Below are 26669 nucleotides of genomic sequence, written 5' to 3'. Positions count from 1 at the left end.
TAAGGTCGTTTTAGTTTATTTAACATTTCTAAATTAATCTAAATAGATTTCTCCTACACTATAACTTACTGCGTGACCCGCTATTTTTACTCGATCATCACTACTGGTACAGAACAATTCACCTTTTCGATCTGATAATTGAAAGGCTAACATTTCTTTCTTACCAAGTTTCTCACTCCAAAAAGGAATCAGAGAACAATGTGCCGATCCAGTAACCGGATCTTCGAAAATACTTGCACCCGGAGTAAAAAATCGAGAAACAAAATCAGCTTCACGACCTAAGGCAGTACAAACAATTCCTCCATGTCCCAAATCAATGCCCTTCAATTTATTCTCGTCGGGTTCTAATGCCAGAATATCGTCTTCATTTTCATACAAGAGCACATAATCTCGGGCTTGGAACACCTCTAGTGGTTTTATATTCAAACTATCTTCAATAATTGATGGCAATGAAGTTGGAACAGGCATTCTAGAAGGAAAATCCAGCACATATCTATCTCCATCAAAAACTACTTCTAAATCTCCACTAGCTGATGTAAAACGAATTTTATCTTCAGGATAATTCAAATGTTTCTTAATGACATGAGCCGTTGCCAAAGTCGCATGACCACACAAATCCATTTCCAATTCGGGTGTAAACCATCGAATATGAAAACGATCAGCTTCAGGTACAAAAAAGGCTGTTTCTGCGAGATTGTTTTCTTTTGTAATATTCAATAACAAATCATCTGAAAGCCATTCTTCCAGTGGAATTACGCATGCTGGATTCCCACCAAACAGCTTATTTGTAAAAGCATCTACGTGATATTTCTTCAAGTTCATTGCTTGTTTAGTTTTAATATTCGTTTGTAAGAAGATTTCATGTATACTTTATCAAGTTTTCCATCTTTTACACTTCCAATTTGATACTTGTAGCTATCCTGATCAACAAAAATCCATGATTCTTTTAGTTTCTCACCATGATAATCGTATTCGTAATGTAGGTTCCGGCCTTCAAAGTAACATTCTCCCTTCGTGATTCCTCCATAAATATCAAACTCCCAAAATTGAATTACTGAATCCTGAGTATTGTAGGCCCTTATCCCCTCATTTCTTAAACCATACTTTTTGGTTTTAGGATCAATGGTTCCATAGGTTTTCACCTTTACAATTTTGTGATTTAATCCCCATTCAAAATCGATTTCCTGTTTGAACTTATGACCATTCGACCATTCACCTTCTGTAATCCACACTCCCTCGGTGAACTGATTAAAATGTTCCAATGGTGCATTCTCCTGAGCAAAGCCTTCTATGGAAAATAAAAAGCAACACACAATTATCAAGAGCTTTAATTTCATAACTTTAGATTTATGGGGTTAAGATTTTCTTTATATCTGGCTTTGTGTACAAATTCGATTTAATCACTTTTCCGTCCTCACGATATAAAGGTTTTCCATTTTCATCCAATTTGCTCATATTACTTCTGTGTACCTCAGAAAATATTTCAGCATACTTATCCTGTAATCCAAATTCCAGAACTGTTCCCATTACTACATAGTGTATATCAGCCAATGCATCTGCTACTTCCACCAGATTTCCCGACTCCCAGGCAGCTTTCAACTCATTCACTTCTTCCTGAATGATATTTTGTCTTAACTCACAGCGTTCAACACTTGGAATATTAGGTTGGTCTTCCACATTAACCCCAAAGGCATTGTGAAACTCATGTACTTTATCTAATGCTTTCATTCAAATTCTTTTTACGATTTCTAAATATCACCAATTCTTTTAAAACAAAAAAGGCTTCCAAAAGGAAGCCTTGTAAATATTATCAAACCTGATCTTATTTCAATGTAACTGCGAAAGTCAAAAATAACTTTTCAGTTGCTGGATTTAAAGTCAACCCACCACGAATAGGCAATGAAAATTTATCAGTCAATTTGATTTCATCATACATGGTAACATTCATGTTCACCACATTAAATTTATCGTCATACATTCCTTCAAATGGCGAAAAACCTAATGCATAAGAGAATTTCTTGCCACCAATAAAGTTCGAATACCCTAACTCAAAATAAGTAGAGTAATTCTGGTCTCCATTTTCATCCTTATCAAACTCTCCATAGAAAAGAACAGATCCCATTATAGAAACAGGAAATTTTGCACAACCCTTATACTTTGCTGTAGCATCGAACAAATGAACACTATTTTCACTGTCGAAATCAAAGAATTTTGATTTTTCGAAATTAGGACGTGGACAATAAAAATCGTAAACACTAAATTGAAATAGAGGAGTATTATACGATACGTATAAATCAACTTCCTGATAGCTATCATCAGTTGCATAAGCTCCCCATGCACCAAATGTAAAGCGACCGGTTTGAATCTCCAGCGTTGGCTCAATAGTAGGTGCTGTACCACTATGACTACCTCTCCAAAGGTGCTTACTTACAAAGTCAATACTACGATTAACTTTGGTTTTTGATGGAAGTTTTTCAGCATTAACTCCCAAACAAATACATACCAACCCAATTAAAGGGATCAGTTTTTTTAGGTTCATCTGTTAGAATCTTTAAGTGTTTGTGTTTGTTTTAAAAAGAAAGGATATTTCAAACTTAAGCAGCTATTTATCACTGCAATTAGGCACATGATTTATCCATCTCTAAAAATCGCAGCAAAAATAGAAGATTAGAATATTCGAAATCATGACAAATGTGGTCTTTTGAAAGAATTTTTCGCTGTTTTTTAACACAAAGCATAAAATGCTAAAAAGTTGAGGCATAAAAAAAGGAAAGCTATTGCTTTCCCATTATATTTTAAAGAAAAAATCTTTATAACACTTCATAATAATCTGGCATTACAAACCAAAGAATAATATAGATCAATAATCCCGGAAATCCTGCACTAAAAATAGAAATTAGCACATAAAGAACTCTTACAAGTGTTACATCTAAGCCCAAGTATTCAGCAATACCCGCACAAACACCTGCAACCATTTTATTAGATGATCGCTGTAGTTTTTTACTCATTATATTCCTAATTAATCGTCGAATTCTTCGTCGTAAAGATCCTCTTGATTTTCTAACTCATCATTGTAGAAGGTTTCAGCCTCATCTAACAAATCTTCGATCAAATTCTGATCTTCTGGTGTTTTATCCATCCAGTAAATGGTCTGGTTTGAATTAAAATCTTCTACATCACATTCGATAATACACTTAGGTGAACGTGTGTGAACAATGAAAAGAGTATCTGGTAACTCCTGCGAATTGTCTGCTAATAAAAACTTTGGTAGCATAGTATTTAATTATTAAATGTGCTGTAAATATAGGAAGAGATTGAATTCCAAGCAACAAAAATGAAGTGAACACTCCATAAATTTTACTACTCATGAAATGGTCTCTTACAAATCAGACTCTTGACCACTTTATTCATCCTCCATATCTAGGTTAAAATCATAGTCAACATCAACTTTTACCAGGATATTACACTCTTCGGTACTTATGGGGAAAGCATAAAAACTCTTATCTGGACCCAATTGATAAAATTTTATATCATCTTCAAATCCGTAGGGATAGAAATTCTGAATCAAATTCATTAATTCAGAATCCCGTTTCTTAAAACTTACAATTCTATTTTTCTTTGTCATTATATAAAAATTATACTCTGGCAATTTTAGTGTAATTCAACTTATAGGATGAAAACTAATTGTGAAGTCTTCTTTATTAAATCCTTTAATTATTCTCTAAAAAAAAATTGATCTCCTGTAATATTACATTTTTTCATCATGGATTGACTCTCTACAAGGCTTGTATTTTAAGGGCAAGTACTTATTTATTTTTGGTTTCAGTCTAAGTAAACGAAAACGTTTTCAAAACAAAGCAAATCTTCCATTGTGAAAATATTTTTAGATCAGCAGTTTGTAATATTCAAAATGAATTCCTAAAATTGTACCCGAAATAAAGATCATTTTATCCTATTTAAACAAAACAATGAATAACATCCCTGGAAATACAATCACTTCTTCTTTTGCAGGTACAGCTTGTTGTTGTATGTGTATGGATTGTATTGAACTGCAAGAAGGAGTTGTTTAAATTTTTAGTAGGACATAAATAACAACACAAGCCTTTTTGCAATAGCAGAAAGGCTTTTTTTATGGATGTACATGTAATCAAATCAGAATATTTATTCATCAATTGTAACACAAATGCAAAACCAAAAATCACATATCAATCAAATCTCACATCAAACGATGTGTTGTTGTATGTGTATGTTATGGTATCCTCCTTAGCAGATTTCGTTATGCATATAAGTGAACTAGCATACCGAGCCTTTCTGCGAACCAGAAAGGCTCTTTTTTTTACGAGTAAGCTAAAAAAAATGAAAGAAAAAACTTACAGAAGTATTGCAAAAACCATTTCGTGGAGAACCATTGGAACAATTGATACAGTCCTGATTTCATGACTGGTGATTGGAGATATCACTTGGGCAATGTCGATTGGTGGCGTTGAATTATTCACGAAAATGGGACTCTACTTTCTACACGAAAGAACCTGGAATAAAATAAAGTTTGGAAAAGAAGATAAACACCCAGTTGATTATCACATTTAAAAACAAAGAATCATGTCGAAGAAACAGTTTTTACCCATAGCAATAGATATTACCAACAAAAAGATACTAATTATTGGTGGTGGCGAAGATGCCTATAAGAAATTAAAAATTCTACAACGAAGTACTGATTTGGTAGAAGTTCTGGCTCCCAATATCATTAGCTGGATAAAGAATACAGGCATCACTTATCACGAACAACAGTACGATAAGGATGTTCTGAAAAATTACTATTTGATTTATAGTTGTGTTGAGGATCCTGCCTTTGTGCGACAGCTAATTCGAGACTGTAGAGAAGCCAATGTGCTTCTGAATGTTCACGACCAACCCGACTTTTGTGAATTTGTTTCTCCGGCAATCTATAAACAAGACAATATCAGCATTGCTGTAAGTTCTAATGGTGAAGATGTATTTAAATCTATCAAAATTAGAAATCAACTGAAGGATTATTTCGAAAACTACAGACTTCAAAAACTCTTAATTGCAAACTAAATCATGACAAATCAATATCAAATAAATAACGAACAGCTTACCAAAATTGATGAGCTGATAAAAGAACTAAACAAAGAACAATTGGTTTGGTTGAATGGGTACATCTCAGGCTTGATAAATGGAGGCACAAGTAGTGAAAACAAACTTGAAACGAAAGTACCAAAATCATCAGAAAAAATTACCATTCTTTATGGTACACATACCGGACACAGTAAAGAAATTGCTCTGTATTTATACGATAGAGTAAGTTCCTTAGGTTTTTCACCATCACTTAAAGCCCTAGATGAATACAAGAAAAATGATCTGAAAAAAGAACAGTATCTGTTTCTGATTGTAAGCACTCACGGAGAAGGCGAACCTCCAATTCAGGCAGAAGAGTTTCATGAGTATGTTTTGGGTAAGAGAGCACCAAAACTGGAAGGAACAAAATTCTCGGTACTGGCTTTAGGTGATAAATCATACAAGAAGTTCTGCCAAACAGGTGTTGATTTTAGTGAAGCTTTCAAAAAATTAGGTGGTGAGGAAATCATTCCCATTCAAAAAGCCGATGTTGCTTATGAGGAGATAGCCAACAATTGGATTGATTCTGTTGCTGGTGAACTACAAAAGATTCAGCCAGTAACAATTCCTACTGTTGCTACAGAAAACGCTACTGCTAAAAAGAAGAAATTCAATCGAAGCAATCCGTTCTATGCGGAGGTTCTTGAGAAAGTTCGAATTACAACGGAACAATCGGAGAAAGAGATTTACCATGTTGAGATTTCTCTGGAAGATTCGGATATAGAATACCAGGCAGGTGACAGCATTGGAGTCCTTCCAAACAATCCGATTGATTTGGTGGATTTGATCATCAATCACTTTGCCGATGATCCTGAACGAATTGTTCGAGTTGGAGATAAGGATGTAAGCTTATTTAGAGCACTACAACACAAACTTGAGATAACGGTATTAAATCGGGAAGTTCTTGAAAAATACAACCAGCTTGTTCAAAATAAAGAGCTCACTTCTTTGTTGGAAAATGAGGATGCCCTTGATAAATACCTATATGGAGCTGATGCAATAGATTTATTGGAAGATTTTCCCGGCGAAATCAAAACGGATGAGTTCATTGGTATTCTGAGAGTTTTATATGCTCGCCTCTACTCCATCTCTTCCGGACCGACTCAAAATCCCGAAGAGGTTCATATCACAGTTGCTTCACTTAGGTACAAGCACAAGAAAAGAGATCGAAACGGAGCATGTTCCACTTACATTTCAGACCAAATTAATGTGGGCGATCACATTCCCATTTTTATAGAGAAGAATGAAGCTTTCCGATTGCCAAAGGAAAATGACAAGCCTTTGATCATGGTTGGAGCGGGTACCGGAGTGGCGCCATACAGGAGTTTCCTTCAGGAAATTGAGCAAAACCGCAAGCAAACCAACAGCTGGTTGATTTTTGGAAACCAGCGTTTTAAAGAAGATTTTCTATACCAGGTTGAATGGCAAAAATATTTGCAAAAGGGAGTTCTAAACAAATTGGACGTTGCCTTTTCACGCGATCAGAATGAGAAAGAGTATGTACAGCATAAACTCAAACAAAAGGCACCTGAAGTTTTTCAATGGTTAGAGAACGGAGCTCATTTTTACATCTGTGGTGATAAAAACTACATGGCAAAAGATGTGCAGGAAACCTTAAAAGAAATCATTACCAACGAAGGTGGAATAACAGCTGAAAAAGCAGATGAATATCTGAAAAAATTAAAGAGAGAGAGACGTTTACTTCTTGATGTATACTAAAACTGAAAAATCATGTCAGATCAAAATATAAATTGGGCAGAATTGTCCGAAGTAGAAAAAATTAAAACCGATAGCAATTATTTGCGAGGCACATTGGCTGAAAGTCTTGCTGATCCGATTACGGGTGCAATTGCTGTAAATGACAGACAAGTATCGAAGTTCCATGGCATTTACCAACAATTCGACAGAGATACCGAAAGAGAAAGGAAAAAGACCAAACTGGAACCTGATTACTCTTTCCTAATCAGGGTAAGAGTACCAGGAGGATTGGTGAATGCCGACCAATGGTTACAGATGGATCAAATTGCAGATGAATATGCCAATGGCACCTTAAAGCTAACCACTCGACAAGCCTTTCAGTTTCATGGGGTTTTAAAGGGAAATCTGAAGCCAAGTATCCAATCCATAAACAAGGCATTGCTCGATACCATTGCTGCCTGTGGGGATGTAAACCGAAATGTAATGGCCAGTCCTCATCCTTATAGTTCCAATGTGTTCGATCATGTTCAGGATTTTGCCAATAAAGTAAGTGATCATCTTACTCCGCGAACTCCTGCCTATTATGAAATTTGGTTGGATCAGAAAAAAGTGGCTGAAGGTTCAAAAGGGGAAGTTGAACCTTTGTATGGTCCAGTTTATTTGCCACGTAAATTCAAGATTGGCTTTACCATTCCCCCTTTTAACGATACCGATGTATTTACACAGGATATCGGTTTTATAGCCATTGAAAACAATGGAATATTGGAAGGCTTTAATGTTGTTGCAGGGGGTGGAATGGGAACTACTTTTGGCGATGCTGAAACCTATCCAAGATTGGGAACAACATTGGGTTTTGTGAAGGCTGAAAACACCGTTGATGTGGCCGAGAAAATTGTATTGGTTCAAAAAGAACAAGGCAATCGAAAGATCAGAAAAAATGCACGTTTAAAATACACTATCGACCGATTAGGCATAGATAAATTTAAGGAACTGCTACACGAAAAATTGGATTACGAATTGGAAGCTGAACGGGAATACGCCCTCATCAGAAATGGAGACAAATTTGGATGGCACCAAACTGTGAATGGTGACTGGTATCTAGCCCTTTTCATTGAAGGAGGCAGAGTTAAAGATGTGGGAAATGTAAAAATTAAAACTGCTTTGCGAGAGATTGCTGACTTGAACATTTCAGATTTTCGTCTTTCAGGGAATCAGAACCTGATTCTTGGAAAAATAAAGGACGACGACAAGAAAAAGATCAACGAAATCCTGAAAAAGTATAACTCATTGCCCAATACAATATCGGGAACCAGATCAAACTCCATAGCTTGTGTGGCACTAAATACCTGTAGTTTGGCTTTTGCCGAAGCAGAAAGGTACTTGCCAAGTTTAATCGACAAAATTGAAAGTAGCTTGAACGATTTTGGCTTATTCAAAGATGAGATCGTAATTCGAATGACTGGTTGTGCCAATGGTTGTGGAAGACCCTATGTAGCTGAAATAGGATTTATTGGAAAAGGGCCCGGCAGGTATAATCTTTATTTAGGTGGAAACTTTAACGGAACAAGATTGAATAATCTATATCGTGAGAATATAAACGAAGAGGAAATTCTTCAGGAGCTTCGTCCTATACTGGAAGATTATTCAAAAAACAGAACAGAAGAAGAACGTTTTGGAGATTTTGTCATCCGCCAGCAATACATCAAGCAAATTGTAAACCCAAAAGATTTTAAACACTAAACATCAAAACATGAGCAAAAGAAAAATATGGATCGTAGGTGCCGGACCAGGTGCCGCCGATCTTCTTACCATACGAGCTTTAAAAGTTTTGGAATCGGCAGATGTTATCCTCACCGATGACCTGATAACAGAAGATGTTCGCAGTTTATTTCCTAAAAAATCGATTGTTATCGAGGTTGGGAAACGTTCGGGCGATGGCATAAATCCGGTAGAAAGACAGCAAAACATCCACAATCAAATGATCCTATACTACAGTCTGGGGTATCAGGTTGTGAGATTAAAATCAGGCGATCCCATGGTTTATGGCCGAGGCGTAGAAGAAATCCGCTTTTTATTAGAATCGGATGTAGAGCTTGAATTGATTCCCGGAATTAGTGCAGGAATGGCCGCTGCCAACGAATTTTGGGTTCCATTGACCGAAAGAGGTAAAGCCTCAGGCATTCATTTTCATTCAGCTATTAAAGTTGGAGGTGAGAAAAGCAATTTAGATGGTATTATTAAGGAAATAGAAAATAACGATACGGTTGTTATTTACATGGGATTGGAACGTTTAAGCGAGATGGCTTATGAGCTCAACCAAAGACTTTCAAAAGAAACCAATATTAATGTGGTTTCGAAAGTAAGTTATACCGAAAGTGACATTTTAAGTGGAAACACAAAGTTTTTTAGTAAGATCGATCCATCAGACCTGCCTGCATCACCAGCTGTAATTATATTGGGAAATCACACGAAAGTACCAGGTAAAACAGTTCCCAAGAGGATAGATAAAAAGTCATTGAAAAGTCGAGTAAGAAAATTATTGGCACAGCCATTTCTGAATTTATTTTAATTCAAAAAAAATTCATGCAACTGTAAAGATGGGCTTATCGTCTTTACACCAGATCATTTATAGTTCGAAAGTTTCATCGGTGAACTTATTTTATTCAATTCACCTGTAACTTGAAGCCAACACTCGGCGTCATATAACATGAGTAGAAACTTGAAATTATTTCATTAAAACCTTATACGCATGAAAAAATTATTGAAAAAACTGTCCCTTACATTAGTTGCGTTAACTATGGTATTATCGTCGACCGTAAACGCACAATTCTGGGGTACAAAAGGCAATGGCATTGTAAAAAAACAAGACAGAGAAATTGGTTCTTTTTCTGCTATTTCATCTGGTAGTGGTATCGATGTTTATCTAAAACAAGGTGATAAAGAATCGGTTACTGTAGAGGCTGATGAAAACCTTCTTGAGTTGATTGTTACCCGCATAAAAGGTGATAAGTTGGTAATTAAAACGGAAGATCCTATTCGTAGAGCCAAGAAGCTTAATGTGTATGTGACCTTCGTGAATGTAAATGAAATTAGCGTTTCGAGCGGTTCCGATCTTGAATCGAGCCACTTGCTTAAATTTGAAGATCTTGATATTTCGGTTAGCTCTGGTGCCGATGCAGATCTTGAACTTAAAGCAGATAACCTAACCTGTTCGGTAAGCTCTGGTGCTGATGCAAATCTTTCAGGTACTGCGAATTCTTTCTATGGAAAAGCAAGCAGTGGTAGCGATTTAAGAGCTGCTGATTTAAAAGCTAAAGTTTGTAAAGCAAAAGCTTCTAGTGGCGGTGATGTTTCGGTTTATGCAAGTGAGTCTATAGAAGCATCGGCAAGCTCTGGTGGCGATGTAAATTACTATGGTGATCCAACAAAAGTAAATGTGAGCAGCTCCAGCGGTGGAGATGTTAGCAGAAGATAATACAAAGAAAGAGCAGCAAAATTGCTGCTCTTTTTATTTCTATTTCTTTCTTTTCGCTTCTACTTCCTTCAGGTATTCATCCAAGCCTTCAAAAGGCTTATAGTTTTTAGGTATTCCCAATTTTGCTGATGGATCGTTTGCCGATAAATCGACCTTAGCTCCACACTCCGGACAGCTTACCGTATGATGATTGGTGATCTCTAAAATCTTTACAATCATTTCCTTTTTGCAAGTCGGGCATTCTATAATTACATCCTGATCGTTAAAATCCATAGTCTTTTATTTTTCGTTATCGAGTTTCAAAAATAGCAAAACTTCTCAAAAGCATTTTTTTCAAGCTCATAAAGTTTATATAAACCCGAGTTACGAGGTGTATTTTCTTCCCTGCAGCTTGCAGGAAGGATTTCACAGGGTGTATTTTCTTTCCTGCAGCTTGCAGGAAGGATTATACAGGGTGTATTTTTCTTCCTGCAAGCTGCAGGGAAGAAAATACACTTCATATCTCTACTTTATTGCTCACAATCTTTCATTGATAATTGAATGCGTTTTCTGGCCACATCAACCTCAATTACTTTCACATTTACATGCTGATGCAATTGAACCACATCGGCCGGATCGGATACGAATCGATTGGCCAATTGCGAAATGTGTACCAAACCGTCTTGCTTCACGCCCACATCAACAAAGGCGCCAAAGTTTGTGATGTTGGTAACAATGCCTGGCATCTCCATTCCAACTTCGAGCTGGTCTATCTTGTAAATTCCCTCTTTAAACTGGAAAACTTTAATGGCAGTTCGCGGATCGCGTCCTGGCTTTTCAAGCTCTTCCATAATATCCTTTAAGGTTGGCAAGCCAACTTCATTGCTCACATATTTGTTCAAATCGATTTGCTTGCGCAGATTTTGATCAGCAATTAAATCGGCAACAGAGCAATTCACATCTTTTGCCATCTGTTTTACAATGCCATAAGATTCTGGATGAACCGCTGAATTGTCCAAAGGATTTTCGGAGTTCGGAATACGTAAGAAACCTGCGCATTGCTCGAATGCCTTCGCTCCCATTCGTTTCACTTTCGTGATCTCCTTACGGGATGAAAAAGCTCCGTTTTCGGCTCTGTAATCTACGATATTCTGCGCCAACTGCGGACCTAAACCTGATACGTAGTTCAACAAGTGTTTACTAGCTGTGTTCAAGTTCACACCCACCTTGTTCACACATGATTCCACCACCTGATCCAAACTCTGTTTCAATAAGTTTTGATCCACATCGTGCTGGTATTGGCCTACTCCAATCGATTTGGCATCGATTTTTACCAATTCGGCCAAAGGATCCATCAAGCGTCTACCAATGGATACCGCTCCACGAACCGTAACATCATACTGTGGAAATTCCTCGCGAGCCACTTTCGATGCTGAATAGATTGATGCCCCAGCTTCACTTACCACAAAAACCTGAACTTTTCTATCGTAATGCAGATTGGTCACAAATCTTTCTGTTTCACGACTTGCCGTTCCATTCCCAATGGCAATAGCCTGTATGTCGTATGTTTCCACCATATTGGTCAACTTTTTGGCTGCCATCTTTCCCTGGTTTTGTGGTGCATGTGGGTAAATGGTTTCGTTGTGCTTCAGATTTCCTTGTGCATCCAAACAAACCACCTTACAGCCTGTTCTGAATCCAGGATCGATCGCCAAAACACGCTTCTGTCCCAGCGGCGATGCCAACAACAATTGGCGCAAATTTTCGGAGAACACACGAATGGCCTCTTTGTCGGCTTCCTCTTTCGAAGATTTGGCAAACTCTGTTTCAATCGAAGAACTCAATAATCTTTTGTACGCATCTTTTACTGCCACCTCTACATGATCGGAAGCTTCGGTATTTCCTTTTACGAAGATTCTATTCAATCTGTCCAATACATCATCTTCATTGGGCGCAATATCCAATCGTAAAACTCCTTCTGCTTCTCCCCTTCTCAAAGCCAACATGCGATGTGAAGCACATCTTTTTAATGGCTCTTCCGACTGAAAGTAATCTTTAAACTTTACTCCTTCTTCCTCTTTGCCTTTTACAACTTTAGAGCGGATTACTGCCTGACGTTGGAAAATGCCACGAACGGAGTTACGGGAAACTTCATTCTCGTTTACCCATTCTGCAATAATATCGCGCGCACCTTGCAGTGCTTCATCTTCATCGGCAACCTCATCGTTTACAAACTGACTGGCTCTCGATTCCACATCGCGTTCAAGCTGTTTCATCAGGATTTTAGCCAAAGGTTCCAGGCCTTTTTCCTTTGCTTTTACAGCCCTGGTTTTGCGCTTTTGTTTGTATGGCAAATACAAGTCTTCCAACTGGTTTAGTTCCGTGCAAGCTTCAATTCTGGCACGCAACTCGTCAGTCAGTTTCTCTTGCTTATCAATTGCCTCAATAATGCTTTCTCGTCTCTTGTCGAGCTCTGTTAATCGAGCCAATTCCTCTTTCACATTGGCAATCTGAACTTCGTCCAAGCTGCCTGTCATTTCCTTACGATAACGAGCAATAAATGGCAATGTGGCTCCTTCGCCAAGCAATTGCATGGTATTTTCAACCTGAAAAGCCTGCAATTGCAAGCTTTTCGATATTTGATCTATGTATTTTTTCATTCTTGTATAAGTATCAGGTATTAGGATTTTGCATAACGATCAAATTCTTGCTTCGAACGCTCAACACAATCCTCTAAAGAAAGGCCGTTAAAATAGTTACCTGTGATGTAAATTCCTGTTTCCTCAGCCAACTGCTTAATCTTTGCCATTCTTTCAGTATGCCCAATTTGAATCAGTGGTAATTTGTGCTTCGCCTCCACAGTTTCTGCATCCAAAGAATCAATGCAAAGCAATTCAGTCATGAACTTTTCCTGTTCCTCTTTGCTGATATGATTTTCTTCAAAGTGAAATGCGAAACCTCTCATTTGATCATGAGTCATTACATCACGGGTAACCATTGAAAAGCACGGTCCTTGTAATGGAATAATAAAACTTACAGGATCGAAGTTCAGCTTTTCTTTAGGCAGAACAACCGTTCTCGATTCAATATTTTGAATCGGGTAATCAGCCAATACGGAAGATAAATCAGCGTTCAAATCTTTACTTAGTTCCGAAGCAAGTTGAGGAGAAACAGCCAAAGCAATATCTTTAGAAGTAAATGCATCTCCTGCTTCAGATTTCACCTCAAATCCATCCTGATTTTTAGTTAGCTGATTGATTTTTGTATTGAGTTGAACCTTGATATTCTCATGTGCAGCAAGAGCTTCCATAAAGCTTGACATTCCTTTTTTAAGAATAAAACTCTTAGGATGTTCCTTGCTTTTGGTTTTACGGCGCTTTAGAAAATATTCTGCAGAAAAATTATCGGCATTCTGTACAATCACCGCGCTAAACATGCGAGTAAAAACATTGTCGTAGTTCTTTCGTCCTACAATTTTACCAAAGTATTCCTTAACGGTTTTTCCATCACGTTTCGAGAAAAACAAATTGGGAACCGATCGTATTAACTCAAACTTATTTACCCCAGACATGATTTTCTCATGCTTATCGGTAAACACTTTCATGCCTATCTTCTCACGAGCCACAATGTCCTGTTCCAATCCATTTTTCTGAATCAAATCAATCAAATTGGTATAGGTAGCATAGAAAGTATGAGCCCCCATTTCAACCCAGAAATCATCTTTGTAATAAGTATTTAAACATCCGCCTACCTTATCGGCAGCATCAACAACTAGTACTTTTTTACCCGATCGGGCAATATGATTTGTGAGGCTTAATCCACTTATTCCAGCGCCGATCACAATCATGTCGTAAGATTCAGCTTGGGTCATTTTTCTTTGGTTAGGGTTATTATTTTTTGCTGTTTGTTTTATTTGTCTTTTTGCGTTTAAAGAACTTGCGCTTGCCTTTGGGTTTTTCTTTTTTTCGAGGATTGTATTCAGGCGCTTCTCCCAACTCAGCAGGAACAGGAATTTTGAATACATCTGACTCGATCAGGTCTTCTATCTTTTTAAAATCGTTCTGATCTTTTGTAGTAATAAAAGTTAGTGCCACTCCTTCCGATTCTGCACGTGCCGTACGTCCAACTCTGTGCACGTAATCCTCAGCATCGTTCGGAACATCAAAATTGATTACCAAATCGATTGAATCAATATCAATTCCTCTGGCAATGATATCTGTAGCAACTAATATTTGATGTTTTCTATTTTTGAATTCACGCAAAACCTCTTCCCTCTGACTCTGTTCCAAATCAGATTGTATACCAGCAGCCTTAAATTTATGCTTTTTCAGATCTTTTGTAATGGCCTTTACATTCACTTTCGTGGATGAGAAAATAATTACACTTTTCAGATCTTTTCCTTCCAGCAAATGGTTGATCAATGGAATTTTCTGATTTTCGTGGAGCATATAGGCAGCTTGTAGAACTCCCTCGGCTGGTTTCGAAATTGCAATATTGATGCTTTCTGGTTCAACCAAAATCTCCTCTGCCAATTCTCTAATTTTTGGAGGCATGGTAGCTGAAAACATCAGGTTTTGTCTCTCTTTTGGGAGAAAACTCACAATTTGCATCAAGTCATCAAAGAAGCCCATATCCAACATCCTGTCGGCCTCATCCAAAATTAAATGTTTCAACTTTGAAGTATCCACATAACCTAAATTCAGGTGCGAAATCATTCTTCCTGGCGTAGCAATTACTACATCTGCACCTTCCATTAAGCCTTTTTTCTGCTGATCCCAAACCGATGAATCACCTCCTCCATACACAGACAAAGAAGTAATGGAAACAAAGTATCCAAATCCTTCCATTTGCTGATCGATTTGCATAGCCAACTCACGTGTAGGAACCAATATCAAGGTACTAAAACCTTCAATTTGATTCTTCTGGATTTGGTCCATTACCGGAAGAAGATATGCTGCCGTTTTACCTGTACCCGTTTGGGCACAAACAATCATATCTTTTTTTGCTATAATATTTGGGATAGATAACTCCTGAACCGGAGAAGGTGTCTCGAAGCCCATGGCATCCAGTCCTTCCATTATTTCAGGAGAAAAATCAAATTCAGAAAATTTCAACTAGTTTCGATTTAGTAATTAATACCAAGAGAGTATTCTTCTCTTTTTAAGCCATATTGAAGATACAAAAAAATGTCTATTCAACATACAAAACCAAACCTTTCAGGTATTCCCCTTCTGGATGGTAAATATTTACAGGATGATCGGCAGGCTGTGTCAATTGATGTAACACACGAACCGTTCTTCCTGCATTAGCCGCAGCCACAAAAACTGCTTTTCTAAAATCCTCTTTGCTCACTGCCTGCGAACAAGAGAATGTAAATAGAATTCCGCCAGGCTTAATCTGTTCGAATCCTTTTTTATTCAATCGCTTGTATCCTTTCAATGCATTATCCAACACCTTTTTGTGTTTCGCAAATGCAGGTGGATCAAGAACAATTAAATCATATTTTTGAGATGATTGATCTAAAAATTTAAATGCATCCTCAGCAAATGCTTCGTGACGCTTGTCATCAGGAAAGTTAAGCTCAACATTTTCTTTGGTGATATCAATTGCTCTGGAAGAACTATCTACCGAATGAACCAATTCTGCACCACCTCTCATGGCATAGAAAGAAAATCCTCCCGTGTAGCAGAACACATTTAGCACCGATCTTCCTTTTGAATATTGCTCCAATAGACTTCTGTTCTCACGCTGATCGATGAAGAAACCTGTTTTCTGTCCTTTTAACCAGTCCACATTAAATTTCAATCCATTCTCTATAGCGGTAAATGATTCTGTTTCGCCAAACAAGTATCCATTCTTTGGCTCAATTCCTGATTTAAAAGGAATGGTTCCTTCCGATTTATCAAAAACAGCCACCAAATCATCGCCAAATACAGCTTGTAATGCTTCCGTAATTTCCTCGCGGTGCAGATACATTCCAACCGAATGACATTGAATTACTGCTGTTCCAGCATAAAAATCAATAATCAATCCTGGCAATCCATCACCTTCTCCATGAACCAATCTGAATACATTATTATTATCTCGGCCATAAAGATCCACAGCCTTACGCATTTCGCAAGCTGAACGGATTTTCTCTACCCAAAAGTCCAGGTTAATCTCTCTCTCTTCAAAGCTTAAAATGCGGACTACAATTGAACCAATTGAAATATGTCCTATGGCTAAAAATTCATTTTGATCGTTATAAACTGAGACCAAATCGCCTTCTTGTAAGCCTTCATCTACTTTACTTACCGCTCCTGAAAAAATCCACGGATGGAAGCGTTTTACAGAATGTTCCTTTCCTTTTCTCAGGTATACTTTTGGATAATCTATCATTTAGAAATGTGTTTTTTACTGATTAACGAATATTAACTTTTCGTATTCGTTGTTAATTGACTATTAGCAGTCAAGGTATTTTTTGAGAGTCTTACAATTCTTGTTCTGAAGCTTTCAACTTTTCAAAAATCTTTAAAGATACCCATGCATCAGTTGCAGCATATCTTAACTGACCAGGACTCAAGGTTTCTGCTTCCCAATTGGATACTTGTTGTCTTTTTGATATTCTGAAATTCAATACAATCGCAGAAAGTTTTTTCAATGAAAAGCTTTCAATTCCAAAATTGGAAACATAGTCCTGCAATTCCAAAAATCCATTGGCATCGAAATCATTTAGCTTCTGCAAGCCTCTGATATCGTCTTTTATTGCTGCGCCAACTTTCACAATATTTGGATTCTTTAGCAATTCTATAATTTCCTCGGGAAGACCAATTTTATTGATTCTAAACAAGAATGTTTTAGAGTTAGCCGCCAATTGTAGCAAAGCAACATCGTTTACTTTTCCTTTTTTAAACGACGGTCGGGTTTCCGTATCAAAACCTAAAATAGAATAGTTATTCAGGTATTGAACAGCTTCGTACAGATCTTTATACTCATCAACAAGTATGATATCTCCTTCGAAAGCCTTTAACGGCATTTTGTTTGCTTCTTCGCTTGTAATTGATTTTTGAAATGGCAACATTTACTACTCTTTTACTCCGGAAATTTATTTTCCTTATTCTTTATCTTCGCCCCATTCTCTCTGACGCTGCGAGAAAATAGATCCAGTCATGTCTATGTTATCGATATTTGAATCAGCATCTAATTCTGATTCATCATCTAAATTAATTTTATCGGCAGCCAACTTGTGCATTGCTCTTAGCGAATTAACTAATTTTTGGCCCCAATATTCGTAAAAATGGTTGTTTAAATCCCAAAGTGCATCATTCATTACCTCAACAGTTCCAATCTTATATGAAGTGATAAAATCTTTAAGATCCTGATAAATATCGGCAAAATTTTCAGAAATAGAAGCTACCAATGGTGTATCGCTATACTCCATATCGTTCTCGAACACTTCTAAAAACTCGTCGTGAGCACCCATTTTATTTTTTACCGATGAGTGAATAAATTCCCAATCAGATTCTGTCACAAACTTTTCAACTTCCTCTTCTAGTTCATTCTCATTTTTCGGCAACATGCATGCTTTTAAATAAAGCAATGGCAATAACTTTTGAGCTGTTTCCACATACTCAAGTTTCGAAACTTTTGAACTTGATTCCAATAACAAACAAAATTCGTTTGCTACCGTTACAAATTCAATCACATTTTTAGAATATACTACGTGTTCAAATTGATCTTCCATCTCTATTTTTTCCTACAACCTTGCAAAAATAACAAGATTTTACGAATAATAAATCCTTAGTTACCAGTCAGCACATAAGAATTGACTAATAGACCTGTTCTGTACCCTGATATTATTGGTTAAATTACGAACTAGATTGGAATGTATTTTATTCGATTTCCACTTTGGCAATCCACTTCTTCATTGTCTTTTAAATGCTGAATTACTTCCAATATCTTATCATCCTTGTAATCTAAACGATCCACAAGTTCATCAATACTCAAAAAATCTTTTTCGATTAAATTCAAAATCGCATAATAAATTTCTTTGAACTCTTCTTCGCTCAACTCTTTCTCTTCTTTACTTTTACAGATATCACACCTACCACAATCGGGAGCATGTTTTTGTCCAAAATATTCCAACAAGAATTTCGATCGACATATATTTTCAGATTCTGCATAATCAATCACCGATTGAATTTTGCTTTCAAGATTTTCCTTTCTTTCCTGATAAACCTCTTTACTCAATTTAATAAAACTGATAGGTAATCGCTCTTGGGTATATAATATAAAAGGGGTTTTCTTTCTAGGGATGTATTTTATGATCCCGTACTTCAATAATTCTTTTAGGTATTCAATTATTAATTCTTTATCAGCTTTTATCCTTTTGGATAAAGTATCAATATTAATAGGAACGTAATCGGTAAACAAACCTGTAAAAGATCGCAAGAGTACCTTTATAAAGGCATCAAAATCTTTATTTGCTACCTGAAATTTATACAAATCATCCCGTTGTACTGCAAAATGTATTCTCGACTCATGTTCCAAATCATCTGTCAATTCAATGTATCCAGCTCGTTGCAAAATCTTCAATGCACTAAAAGCCTGCAGAACATTAAATTTAAAATTGTGGCAAAACTGTCCCAAGTCAAAGTCGAAAACCGCATCCTTTCCAGCTCCTTCTGCAACTTGCAAAAAGTTCCCCAATGCCTGGTACACTCTAATAATCATATCCTTTTCCGGAAATGATGTTTTTATTCTTTTCAGCAATTGCACCTTATCGGGATTTGAATACAGCATTACTGCATAAGCTCTTTTGCCATCTCTTCCTGCTCTTCCTGCCTCCTGAAAATAGGCTTCCAATGTATCCGGCAAATCCATATGCACAACGGTACGCACATCCGATTTATCGATTCCCATACCAAAAGCATTGGTAGCTACCATAACCTGCACAATCCCTTTTCTCCATCTTTCCTGACGAAAATCTTTCACTTCGTTCGGCAAGCCTGCATGATAGAATTCTGCTTTCACTCTATTATTTTTAAGGAACTCGGCCAACTCCTTGCACTTTTTCCTACTTCGCACATAAACAACCGAACTTCCTTTTTGCTTGTTTAAAATCTTGAGCAGATATTTTGGCTTGTCCTCGGTTTCTCTGACCAGGTACACCAAATTTTTACGCTCAAAACTTTTACTAAAGACATTCTTCTCAGGAAATCCTAGCCTTTCCTGAATATCAGAAACTACATCTTTTGTTGCAGTAGCGGTTAATGCCAAAACCGGAACATCAGGCAATAGCTCTCGAAGCGAAATAATTTTTAAATATGAAGGTCGAAAGTCATAGCCCCATTGCGAAATACAATGCGATTCGTCCACAGCAATTAGGCAAACATTCATTTGTACCGCCTTCTTCCTAAATATATCTGAACTAATTCTCTCTGGCGATATGTATAAAAACTTCACGTTTCCGAACAAACACTTGTTCAGAATATTCTCAATTTCATGTCTTGATAGTCCCGAATATAACAGTTCAGCCTTTATTCCCTTCTCTCTTAAGTTTTGAACCTGATCTTTCATTAACGCAACCAAAGGTGAAACCACCAAACAGATGCCTTCCATTGCCATAGTCGGAACCTGAAAAGTTAATGACTTACCTCCTCCGGTTGGCATTAAGCCTAAAGTATCTTTCCCTTCTGAAACCGATTTAATAATTTCATCCTGCAAAGGACGAAACTCCTCATAGCCCCAATATTTTTTTAGAACATCTTTAAATCGATCCATTTATTTCTTTTCCAGTTTATTTATGGTCTTTTTATTCACTTTTTCTATCAATAAAACAGTTTAAAAATACTAACTTTTATATGGAATTAATCAATTAACATTTTTTAGTATTTGTAATCAAGTTCTATTCCGCTATTTTTTTGTATTTTCGCATGCAATTTAAATCTAAAATTATTGCATAATGTCATTCGTATCTGATAAAATTATTTCTGACGGTCTAACGTTTGATGATGTTCTCTTGGTTCCTGCTTATTCTGAAGTACTTCCTAGAGACGTAAGTTTAAAAACTAAGTTCTCCCGTAACATTACTCTTAATGCTCCGATGGTATCTGCTGCGATGGATACAGTTACCGAATCTGCTTTGGCAATCGCCATTGCTCGTGAAGGTGGTATTGGTGTAATTCACAAGAACATGAGTATCGAAGCTCAGGCAAAGCAGGTATTAACTGTAAAAAGAGCTGAAAACGGGATGATTTATGACCCAATTACAATTCCTCCTTACAAAACTGTAAACGATGCTTTGGCATTGATGAAGGAATTCAAAATTGGAGGTATTCCTGTTGTTGACACAGATAAATCATTATTAGGTATTGTTACCAATCGTGATTTGCGTTTCGAATTGGATATGGATCGTCCAATATCAGAAGTAATGACAAGTGAAAACATTGTTACCACTTCCGATTCTACTGATTTAGAAAAAGCAGCTGAAATTCTTCAAGCTCATAAAATTGAGAAATTACCAGTTGTTGATTCAAAAAACAAATTAATTGGTTTGGTAACCTATAAGGATATTACCAAAGCAAAAGATAAGCCATTGGCTTGTAAAGATGAGAAAGGTCGTTTGCGTGTAGCTGCTGCTGTTGGTGTTACTGCTGATACATTAGAAAGGGTTGAAGCTTTAGTACAAGCAAATGCCGATGCTATTATTATTGATACAGCTCACGGTCACTCAAGAGGAGTTGTTGAGGTACTAAAAACTGCAAAGAAGAAATTTCCTGATATGCAGTTCATTGTTGGTAACATTGCTACACCTGAGGCTGCAAAAATGCTAGTTGATGCTGGTGCTGATGCTGTTAAAGTTGGTATCGGACCTGGTTCTATTTGTACTACACGTGTTATTGCTGGTGTTGGTGTTCCACAGTTAAGTGCAATTTACGAAGTATCAAAAGCCCTTAAAGGAACAGGAGTTCCTGTAATTGCTGATGGTGGTTTGCGTTACTCTGGTGATATTGTAAAAGCAATTGCTGCTGGTGCAGATTGTATTATGGCCGGATCGCTTCTTGCTGGTGTTGAAGAATCTCCAGGAGAAACCATCATTTACAACGGTCGTAAATTTAAATCGTACCGTGGTATGGGTTCTGTTGAAGCAATGCAACAAGGTTCAAAAGACCGCTACTTCCAGGATGCTGAAGATGACATTAAGAAGTTGGTTCCTGAAGGAATTGCTGCTCGTGTACCATATAAAGGAACTTTATACGAAGTAATCTATCAGTTAATTGGTGGTTTACGTGCAGGTATGGGATATTGTGGTTCTGCAAGTATTGAGGACTTACACAATGCCAAATTTGTTAAAATTACTGCTTCGGGTATGGCAGAAAGTCATCCACACGATGTTGCGATTACTCGCGAAGCTCCTAACTATAGCAGATAATATTATCGCATATATTTCGGTAACCCGTTATGGTACGGGTTACCGTTTTCTTTATTAGAATATTTACCATATAATTACTGAATGAGGAAGGGTTTATTATATCTGATTACAGTTTTATATTGCTCGTTAGAAAGTTACGGGCAATACAGTTCGACAGATACCCTTTTTAGCATTGATAAAACAACTTACCCTTCTGCTCCGTTTGTGGAACTTTTCGAAAGTAATAAACTCCGCAACCAGCATAACAAACCGCTTTCTTTAAAGGAATCTTTAGATTTATACATCGATTTTCACCTAAAGGCTATAGAAGCTAAAAATCTTCAATTTGACACTTTACCAGAAGTAATTCAGGAAATCGAAACTTATCACAATCAAGCATTTAATGCTTATTTGTATCCTGCAGAGATCAGTCAAAATTTACTTGAAGAAACATTCAAAAGAATTCAACATTTCATAAAACCTCGCCATATTTTAATTAAAATTGAAGGTAGGGCTACACCAAAAGATACAATTGAAGCTTATCATGAGGTTAGCAGAATCTATTCATTATTAAATCAGGGCAAGAAATTTTCAAAACTTGCCAATCAATTCTCGGATGATTTATCAGCTAGAAAAAACAATGGAGAATTAGGATACATTACAGTTTTCGATATGGATTACGCCTTTGAAACTGCTGCTTACAATTCAGCTAAAGGCAAATTCTCCAAACCTATTCGGTCGCCTTACGGATACCACATTGTCCAAACCATTGACAAAATTAAAAATCCAGGGAAAGTAAAGGTTAGACACCTTATGCTTGAGTTTAAAAAGAAATCCGAAAAGGATAAACTTAAAACAAAAGCAGATTCTATATATCAACTTCTTCTATCAGGAGCTAATTTTCCTAAACTTATTCAAAAATTCTCAGATGATGTTACGTCAGTAAACAACAATGGTATATTGCCATGGTTTGGATTATTCGAAACTCATCCAACCATTGAAAGAACTGCATTTGCATTAAAAAACACAGGTGAATTTTCACAACCAATTAGAACCGAATTTGGATACCACATTATCCAGCTTATAGATAAAAAGGAATATAATAATCTAGAGGAATGCAAAGATGAATTAATTGAGCTATTGGAAGAAGATAGCAGATCAAGAATCTCAGAAAATGAGTTAATCAAGCAGTTAAAAGAAAGATATAATTTCAAAGAAAATAAGAATTTGCTATCAAATTTTTACTCGATTTTGGATTATGCTTATGCTGAATTATGGGAAACTTTATTTTCACTTGAAGATCAAAGTTACTCACAAGAAAAGTTTGCTGAATTCCTAAGCAAACAAGCTTCTAAAGATATTTACGAAAATTTTGAAGATTATATCAATAGATTATATGTTAATTTCTCAAACACTTGTATCTTAGCATACCACAAAAATAGACTTGTGGAAAATCATCCTGAGCTTAAAATATTACTGGATGAATACGAAAAAGGAATTTTAGTTTATTTTATCACCAAAGAAACAATTTGGAATAATACTTCAAACAAAGAAAAAACAAAAGAATTTTACATTAACAATCAGCACAAATACAACACAGAAGCTGGTTACGAAACAGTTAAAGATATTGTATCTGAAGATTACAGAGCTTGGATTGAGAAAAATTGGTCGGAAAAACTAAGAAAGAAGTACTCTGTAAAAATCAATCCTAAAGCTTTAACAAATTTGCGAACAAATAAGAATGAATAAGTACATACTTACAATAATTTTACTTGCAGGCATGATTGCCTGTAACTACAATCAAGAGGAAGACAAAGCTGTTGCTAAAGTAAATCAGAACTATTTATACATGAGTGAGGTGGCAGCTATTGTTCCCAATGGAAGCACAAAAGAAGATAGTATTCTAATTGCTGATAACTACATTCACCAGTGGGTAAAAAAACAGTTGATCATTTCGAAGGCAGAACTTAATCTTTCTGATGAAGACAAGGATGTTAGCAAAATGGTAGAAGATTATCGTTCATCTTTAATTATTCACAAGTATCAGCAACAACTTTTAGAGCAAAAACTTGATACCACTGTTACAACTTTTGAAATTGATAATTATTATCGTCAAAACTCTGGCAACTTTATATTGAACAGAAACATTATCAAAGCATTATATATTCAAATCTCAAAACCTGTTCCAAATTACAAAGGAGTTCAGAAGCTTTATAAATCAGAAAAAGAGGAAGATTGGGACGAATTGGAAGACTACTGTTTTCAGAATGCCACAAAATTTGATAATTTTAGCGGGCAATGGGTAAATGCGAAAGAACTATTAAATAGAATCCCTTTCGAATTTAGCAACGAAGATAAACTATTAAAAAGCAGAAAACACATTGAAACAGAAGACTCGACATACAGGTATTTTGTCGCTATTAAAAATGTTGAGTTCAAAAATAATGTTGCACCTCTTGATTTTGTAAGAGATGACATCAGAAAAATAATAATCAATAAAAGAAAAATAGAATTCATAAAAAATCTCGAAGAAAACATCTATAGGGATGCAGAATCGAAAAATAAATTCAAAATTTATTAAACCATAAAATATGCGTTACATTTTTAGAAAAACTTACACGGTGTTAACACTGTTGTTACTGAGTATTCTTACTCTTAATGCTCAAGACAATGTGGTAGATAAAATCATTGCCGTGGTTGGTAATCAGGTTGTATTAAAATCCGATGTTGAGCAAAGATTTATCAGTCTTAAGGCTCAAGGATACACATCAGGTAGTGTTGACTTGAAAACCGAAATTTTTGAAGATCTATTGATTCAAAAATTGATGATTGCCCAAGCTGCTATTGATAGTATTGAGGTAACCGAACAAGAAGTTGAAGATGATCTTGATCGCAAAATGGAAATGTACATTCAAAGAATCGGTTCCAAAGAAAAATTGGAACAATATTTTGGAAAATCGATTCTTGATATGAAAAACGATTTACGCGAACCTACCAGAAATGAGCGCATCAAAGAAAAAATGCAAGCAGAAATCACTAAGGATATTCACATTACTCCTGCTGAGGTTCGTGATTTTTACAATAAATTAAACAAGGACAGTTTACCTACAATTCCTGGAAAACTAGAGGTTCAACAGATTGTTAGATATCCACAAGTTACTGACGACGAGAAAGACCGAATTAGAAACAGGTTAAGAGAGTTTAGAGATATGGTGCATGAAGGAAAGAGCTTTTCTACATTGGCAGTTCTTTATTCTGAAGACCCAGGAAGTGCTCGTCAAGGTGGAGAATTAGGATATACACCAAGATCAAGTTTGGTACCAGAGTTTGCAAACGTAGCTTTCAACCTAAAAACTGATAAAGTTTCTAAAATTGTAGAAACAGAGTACGGGTTTCACATCATTCAATTTATTGATCGAAAAGGTGAAAGAATTAATGTTCGTCACATTCTTCTAAAACCAAAAATTGAACAAGAAAAAAGAGCAGAAGCTACTTCACGCTTAGATAGTATCGCAGATTTAATTAGAGGTGAAAAACTAAAATTTGATGAAGCTGCATTTTATTTCTCAGCTGACAAAGACACAAGAAATAATGGTGGTTTGATTGTTAATCCATATACTGGATCATCAAGATTTGAAAAAGATAATTTGCCTCCTGCAATTGCTCAACAAATTAACAACTTAAAATTAAACGAGATTTCTGAGCCATTTTTAGATGTTTCTGGAGGAAAGGATGCTTACAAAATCATCAAGATAAAATCAGAAACTAAATCTCACACGGCAAACCTATCTGACGACTGGAGTATTTTTGAAAATATGCTGACCAATCAAAAGCAGCAAGATATTCTTGATAAATGGATCAAGGAGAAGCAATCTGGAACTTACGTTCACATTGATGATTCATACAAAAATGCAAAATTCAGATTCAAAGGCTGGCAAAAATAATTAAGCTTAAAATATTTTCTCAGACACAGCCTTTTTGCTGTGTCTGATTTTTTCAAGGAAATCCAAATACTAAATTCTTATGAATTTTAAATCAGAAGTGGAAGCTGCTAATTCCTTACATGCCGATTATAAAAAACTACTTGAGGAAATTGGCAAGAAAATTTATGGTCAGGATGAAATCATTAAAAAAGTATTGATTTCGATTTTTAGTAATGGACACTGTTTACTTGTTGGTGTTCCTGGGCTGGCTAAAACTTTACTTGTAAACACAATTGCGCAGGTTTTAGACTTAAAATACCAAAGAATACAGTTTACTCCAGATCTAATGCCTTCTGATATTATAGGAACGGAAATATTAAATAACGAGCGCAAATTCAATTTCATAAAAGGTCCTTTGTTTGCCAATATCATTCTTGCTGATGAGATTAACCGTACGCCTCCCAAAACTCAATCGGCTTTATTGGAGGCAATGCAAGAAAAAATGGTAACGGTAAATGGTAAAAACTACGAAATTGAAAAACCTTTTTTCGTATTGGCCACACAAAACCCAATCGAACAAGAAGGTACATACCCACTTCCTGAAGCTCAACTAGACCGTTTCATGTTTAGCATTTATTTGGATTACCCAAAATTAGAAGATGAAATTTCGATTGTTGAAAACACTACATGTGGCAAGGAAATTGCATTGGACAAGATTATTTCAGGTGAAAAGATTTCTTATTATCAAAAATTGATACAAAAAGTACCAATTAATCGCAATGTATTGGAATATGCTGTAAATTTGGCGGCAAAATCGAGGCCTAATACCGAGTTTTCGCATTCTATGGCAAATGAGTATATTAATTGGGGTGCTGGACCAAGAGCGTCACAATATTTGGTTATTGGAGCAAAAGCACACGCTCTTCTTTCCGGAAAATATTCTCCAGACATAGAAGATGTAAAGGAAGTTGCAGTTTCTATATTAAGACATAGGATCATGAAAAACTACAAGGCCGAAGCTGAAGGAATTAGTGTTGAAGATATTATAAAAGAATTAATAAAATAA

26 protein-coding genes are annotated in these 26669 nt (G+C 36.2%); 11 read left to right on the top strand and 15 right to left on the bottom strand.

Annotation, left to right across the window (positions count from 1 at the left end; genetic code table 11):
* Positions 1-33: 33 nt before the first annotated feature.
* From DF185_RS15090 to DF185_RS15060, 7 genes are all read right to left on the bottom strand, one after another.
* A complete protein-coding gene (locus DF185_RS15090; RefSeq protein ID WP_110361590.1) occupies positions 34-822 on the bottom strand; it encodes a PhzF family phenazine biosynthesis protein in 789 nt (262 codons plus the stop codon).
* Positions 819-1337 carry a hypothetical protein gene (locus tag DF185_RS15085; protein ID WP_110361589.1) on the bottom strand — a complete coding sequence of 173 codons (519 nt, stop codon included), beginning with the start codon at positions 1335-1337 and terminating at the stop codon, positions 819-821. The genes DF185_RS15090 and DF185_RS15085 overlap by 4 nt, the downstream gene beginning before the upstream one ends.
* A gap of 10 nt (positions 1338-1347) precedes the next feature.
* Positions 1348-1728, bottom strand: a complete 381-nt coding sequence (locus tag DF185_RS15080) for a pyrophosphohydrolase domain-containing protein (RefSeq protein ID WP_110361588.1) — start codon at positions 1726-1728, stop codon at positions 1348-1350.
* 94 nt (positions 1729-1822) lie between these two features.
* Positions 1823-2539, bottom strand: a complete 717-nt coding sequence (locus tag DF185_RS15075) for a hypothetical protein (RefSeq protein ID WP_110361587.1) — start codon at positions 2537-2539, stop codon at positions 1823-1825.
* A gap of 271 nt (positions 2540-2810) precedes the next feature.
* The gene (locus DF185_RS15070) at positions 2811-3008 is read right to left on the bottom strand and encodes a PspC domain-containing protein (protein ID WP_110361586.1); all 198 of its coding nucleotides are present in this window, start codon (positions 3006-3008) and stop codon (positions 2811-2813) included.
* Positions 3009-3019: 11 nt separating this feature from the next.
* The gene (locus DF185_RS15065; protein ID WP_054714877.1) at positions 3020-3274 is read right to left on the bottom strand and encodes a DUF8828 family protein; all 255 of its coding nucleotides are present in this window, start codon (positions 3272-3274) and stop codon (positions 3020-3022) included.
* A gap of 129 nt (positions 3275-3403) precedes the next feature.
* Entirely contained in the window at positions 3404-3625 is a 222-nt protein-coding gene (locus DF185_RS15060) for a hypothetical protein (protein WP_110361585.1), read from the bottom strand.
* Between the two features lie 818 nt (positions 3626-4443).
* On the opposite strand from DF185_RS15060, the gene DF185_RS24080 reads away from it, so the two are divergent.
* From DF185_RS24080 to DF185_RS15030, 6 genes are all read left to right on the top strand, one after another.
* Entirely contained in the window at positions 4444-4587 is a 144-nt protein-coding gene (locus DF185_RS24080; RefSeq protein ID WP_262509994.1) for a DUF2061 domain-containing protein, read from the top strand.
* Positions 4588-4599: 12 nt separating this feature from the next.
* Entirely contained in the window at positions 4600-5076 is a 477-nt protein-coding gene (locus tag DF185_RS15050) for a precorrin-2 dehydrogenase/sirohydrochlorin ferrochelatase family protein (protein ID WP_110361584.1), read from the top strand.
* A gap of 3 nt (positions 5077-5079) precedes the next feature.
* Positions 5080-6855 carry an assimilatory sulfite reductase (NADPH) flavoprotein subunit gene (locus DF185_RS15045; RefSeq protein ID WP_110361583.1) on the top strand — a complete coding sequence of 592 codons (1776 nt, stop codon included), beginning with the start codon at positions 5080-5082 and terminating at the stop codon, positions 6853-6855.
* A gap of 12 nt (positions 6856-6867) precedes the next feature.
* Positions 6868-8574, top strand: coding sequence for an NADPH-dependent assimilatory sulfite reductase hemoprotein subunit (locus DF185_RS15040; RefSeq protein WP_110361582.1), 1707 nt, complete (start codon positions 6868-6870; stop codon positions 8572-8574).
* A gap of 10 nt (positions 8575-8584) precedes the next feature.
* A complete protein-coding gene (gene cobA / locus DF185_RS15035; RefSeq protein WP_110361581.1) occupies positions 8585-9403 on the top strand; it encodes a uroporphyrinogen-III C-methyltransferase in 819 nt (272 codons plus the stop codon).
* Positions 9404-9583: 180 nt separating this feature from the next.
* Positions 9584-10309, top strand: coding sequence for a head GIN domain-containing protein (locus DF185_RS15030; protein ID WP_110361580.1), 726 nt, complete (start codon positions 9584-9586; stop codon positions 10307-10309).
* A gap of 39 nt (positions 10310-10348) precedes the next feature.
* Here DF185_RS15030 and DF185_RS15025 read toward each other — a convergent pair whose 3' ends face one another.
* From DF185_RS15025 to DF185_RS14990, 8 genes are all read right to left on the bottom strand, one after another.
* Positions 10349-10582, bottom strand: a complete 234-nt coding sequence (locus DF185_RS15025; protein ID WP_110361579.1) for a hypothetical protein — start codon at positions 10580-10582, stop codon at positions 10349-10351.
* A gap of 236 nt (positions 10583-10818) precedes the next feature.
* Complete coding sequence (locus DF185_RS15020) at positions 10819-12948, bottom strand: Tex family protein (RefSeq protein ID WP_110361578.1); 2130 nt, start codon at positions 12946-12948, stop codon at positions 10819-10821.
* A 20-nt stretch (positions 12949-12968) separates the two neighbouring features.
* Entirely contained in the window at positions 12969-14159 is a 1191-nt protein-coding gene (locus tag DF185_RS15015; RefSeq protein ID WP_110361577.1) for a protoporphyrinogen/coproporphyrinogen oxidase, read from the bottom strand.
* A gap of 19 nt (positions 14160-14178) precedes the next feature.
* Complete coding sequence (locus DF185_RS15010; RefSeq protein ID WP_110361576.1) at positions 14179-15402, bottom strand: DEAD/DEAH box helicase; 1224 nt, start codon at positions 15400-15402, stop codon at positions 14179-14181.
* A 76-nt stretch (positions 15403-15478) separates the two neighbouring features.
* A complete protein-coding gene (locus tag DF185_RS15005) occupies positions 15479-16666 on the bottom strand; it encodes a class I SAM-dependent rRNA methyltransferase (RefSeq protein WP_243421781.1) in 1188 nt (395 codons plus the stop codon).
* Positions 16667-16757: 91 nt separating this feature from the next.
* A complete protein-coding gene (locus DF185_RS15000; RefSeq protein WP_110361575.1) occupies positions 16758-17348 on the bottom strand; it encodes a 3'-5' exonuclease in 591 nt (196 codons plus the stop codon).
* Positions 17349-17381: 33 nt separating this feature from the next.
* Positions 17382-18011 carry a DUF5063 domain-containing protein gene (locus DF185_RS14995; RefSeq protein WP_110361574.1) on the bottom strand — a complete coding sequence of 210 codons (630 nt, stop codon included), beginning with the start codon at positions 18009-18011 and terminating at the stop codon, positions 17382-17384.
* A 131-nt stretch (positions 18012-18142) separates the two neighbouring features.
* Positions 18143-20050: a RecQ family ATP-dependent DNA helicase gene (locus DF185_RS14990; protein WP_110361573.1), complete on the bottom strand. Its 1908-nt coding sequence runs from the start codon at positions 20048-20050 to the stop codon at positions 18143-18145.
* Between the two features lie 181 nt (positions 20051-20231).
* Here DF185_RS14990 and guaB point away from each other — a divergent pair, with 181 nt between their 5' ends.
* From guaB to DF185_RS14965, 5 genes are all read left to right on the top strand, one after another.
* Positions 20232-21701, top strand: coding sequence for an IMP dehydrogenase (gene guaB / locus DF185_RS14985; protein ID WP_110361572.1), 1470 nt, complete (start codon positions 20232-20234; stop codon positions 21699-21701).
* 81 nt (positions 21702-21782) lie between these two features.
* Positions 21783-23429 (top strand): peptidylprolyl isomerase, encoded by a 1647-nt coding sequence (locus tag DF185_RS14980; protein ID WP_110361571.1) that lies wholly within the window; start codon positions 21783-21785, stop codon positions 23427-23429.
* Positions 23422-24261 (top strand): peptidyl-prolyl cis-trans isomerase, encoded by an 840-nt coding sequence (locus DF185_RS14975; protein ID WP_110361570.1) that lies wholly within the window; start codon positions 23422-23424, stop codon positions 24259-24261. The genes DF185_RS14980 and DF185_RS14975 overlap by 8 nt, the downstream gene beginning before the upstream one ends.
* A 10-nt stretch (positions 24262-24271) precedes the next feature.
* Entirely contained in the window at positions 24272-25624 is a 1353-nt protein-coding gene (locus DF185_RS14970) for a peptidylprolyl isomerase (protein ID WP_110361569.1), read from the top strand.
* Positions 25625-25703: 79 nt separating this feature from the next.
* Positions 25704-26669 (top strand): AAA family ATPase, encoded by a 966-nt coding sequence (locus tag DF185_RS14965; protein WP_110361568.1) that lies wholly within the window; start codon positions 25704-25706, stop codon positions 26667-26669.

The organism is Marinifilum breve (genome assembly GCF_003202155.1).
GTDB lineage: Bacteria > Bacteroidota > Bacteroidia > Bacteroidales > Marinifilaceae > Marinifilum > Marinifilum breve.
The sequence above is the reverse complement of the archived record's forward strand: the minus strand, read 5'-3'. Positions and strand labels throughout refer to the sequence as shown.

Coding starts and splice junctions, on each gene's coding strand:
- DF185_RS15090 (WP_110361590.1), bottom strand. CDS start 822: ATGAACTTGAAGAAATATCACGTAGATGCTTTTACAAATAAGCTGTTT.
- DF185_RS15085 (WP_110361589.1), bottom strand. CDS start 1,337: ATGAAATTAAAGCTCTTGATAATTGTGTGTTGCTTTTTATTTTCCATA.
- DF185_RS15080 (WP_110361588.1), bottom strand. CDS start 1,728: ATGAAAGCATTAGATAAAGTACATGAGTTTCACAATGCCTTTGGGGTT.
- DF185_RS15075 (WP_110361587.1), bottom strand. CDS start 2,539: ATGAACCTAAAAAAACTGATCCCTTTAATTGGGTTGGTATGTATTTGT.
- DF185_RS15070 (WP_110361586.1), bottom strand. CDS start 3,008: ATGAGTAAAAAACTACAGCGATCATCTAATAAAATGGTTGCAGGTGTT.
- DF185_RS15065 (WP_054714877.1), bottom strand. CDS start 3,274: ATGCTACCAAAGTTTTTATTAGCAGACAATTCGCAGGAGTTACCAGAT.
- DF185_RS15060 (WP_110361585.1), bottom strand. CDS start 3,625: ATGACAAAGAAAAATAGAATTGTAAGTTTTAAGAAACGGGATTCTGAA.
- DF185_RS15050 (WP_110361584.1), top strand. CDS start 4,600: ATGTCGAAGAAACAGTTTTTACCCATAGCAATAGATATTACCAACAAA.
- DF185_RS15045 (WP_110361583.1), top strand. CDS start 5,080: ATGACAAATCAATATCAAATAAATAACGAACAGCTTACCAAAATTGAT.
- DF185_RS15040 (WP_110361582.1), top strand. CDS start 6,868: ATGTCAGATCAAAATATAAATTGGGCAGAATTGTCCGAAGTAGAAAAA.
- cobA (WP_110361581.1), top strand. CDS start 8,585: ATGAGCAAAAGAAAAATATGGATCGTAGGTGCCGGACCAGGTGCCGCC.
- DF185_RS15030 (WP_110361580.1), top strand. CDS start 9,584: ATGAAAAAATTATTGAAAAAACTGTCCCTTACATTAGTTGCGTTAACT.
- DF185_RS15025 (WP_110361579.1), bottom strand. CDS start 10,582: ATGGATTTTAACGATCAGGATGTAATTATAGAATGCCCGACTTGCAAA.
- DF185_RS15020 (WP_110361578.1), bottom strand. CDS start 12,948: ATGAAAAAATACATAGATCAAATATCGAAAAGCTTGCAATTGCAGGCT.
- DF185_RS15015 (WP_110361577.1), bottom strand. CDS start 14,159: ATGACCCAAGCTGAATCTTACGACATGATTGTGATCGGCGCTGGAATA.
- DF185_RS15005 (WP_243421781.1), bottom strand. CDS start 16,666: ATGATAGATTATCCAAAAGTATACCTGAGAAAAGGAAAGGAACATTCT.
- DF185_RS15000 (WP_110361575.1), bottom strand. CDS start 17,348: ATGTTGCCATTTCAAAAATCAATTACAAGCGAAGAAGCAAACAAAATG.
- DF185_RS14995 (WP_110361574.1), bottom strand. CDS start 18,011: ATGGAAGATCAATTTGAACACGTAGTATATTCTAAAAATGTGATTGAA.
- DF185_RS14990 (WP_110361573.1), bottom strand. CDS start 20,050: ATGGATCGATTTAAAGATGTTCTAAAAAAATATTGGGGCTATGAGGAG.
- guaB (WP_110361572.1), top strand. CDS start 20,232: ATGTCATTCGTATCTGATAAAATTATTTCTGACGGTCTAACGTTTGAT.
- DF185_RS14980 (WP_110361571.1), top strand. CDS start 21,783: ATGAGGAAGGGTTTATTATATCTGATTACAGTTTTATATTGCTCGTTA.
- DF185_RS14975 (WP_110361570.1), top strand. CDS start 23,422: ATGAATAAGTACATACTTACAATAATTTTACTTGCAGGCATGATTGCC.
- DF185_RS14970 (WP_110361569.1), top strand. CDS start 24,272: ATGCGTTACATTTTTAGAAAAACTTACACGGTGTTAACACTGTTGTTA.
- DF185_RS14965 (WP_110361568.1), top strand. CDS start 25,704: ATGAATTTTAAATCAGAAGTGGAAGCTGCTAATTCCTTACATGCCGAT.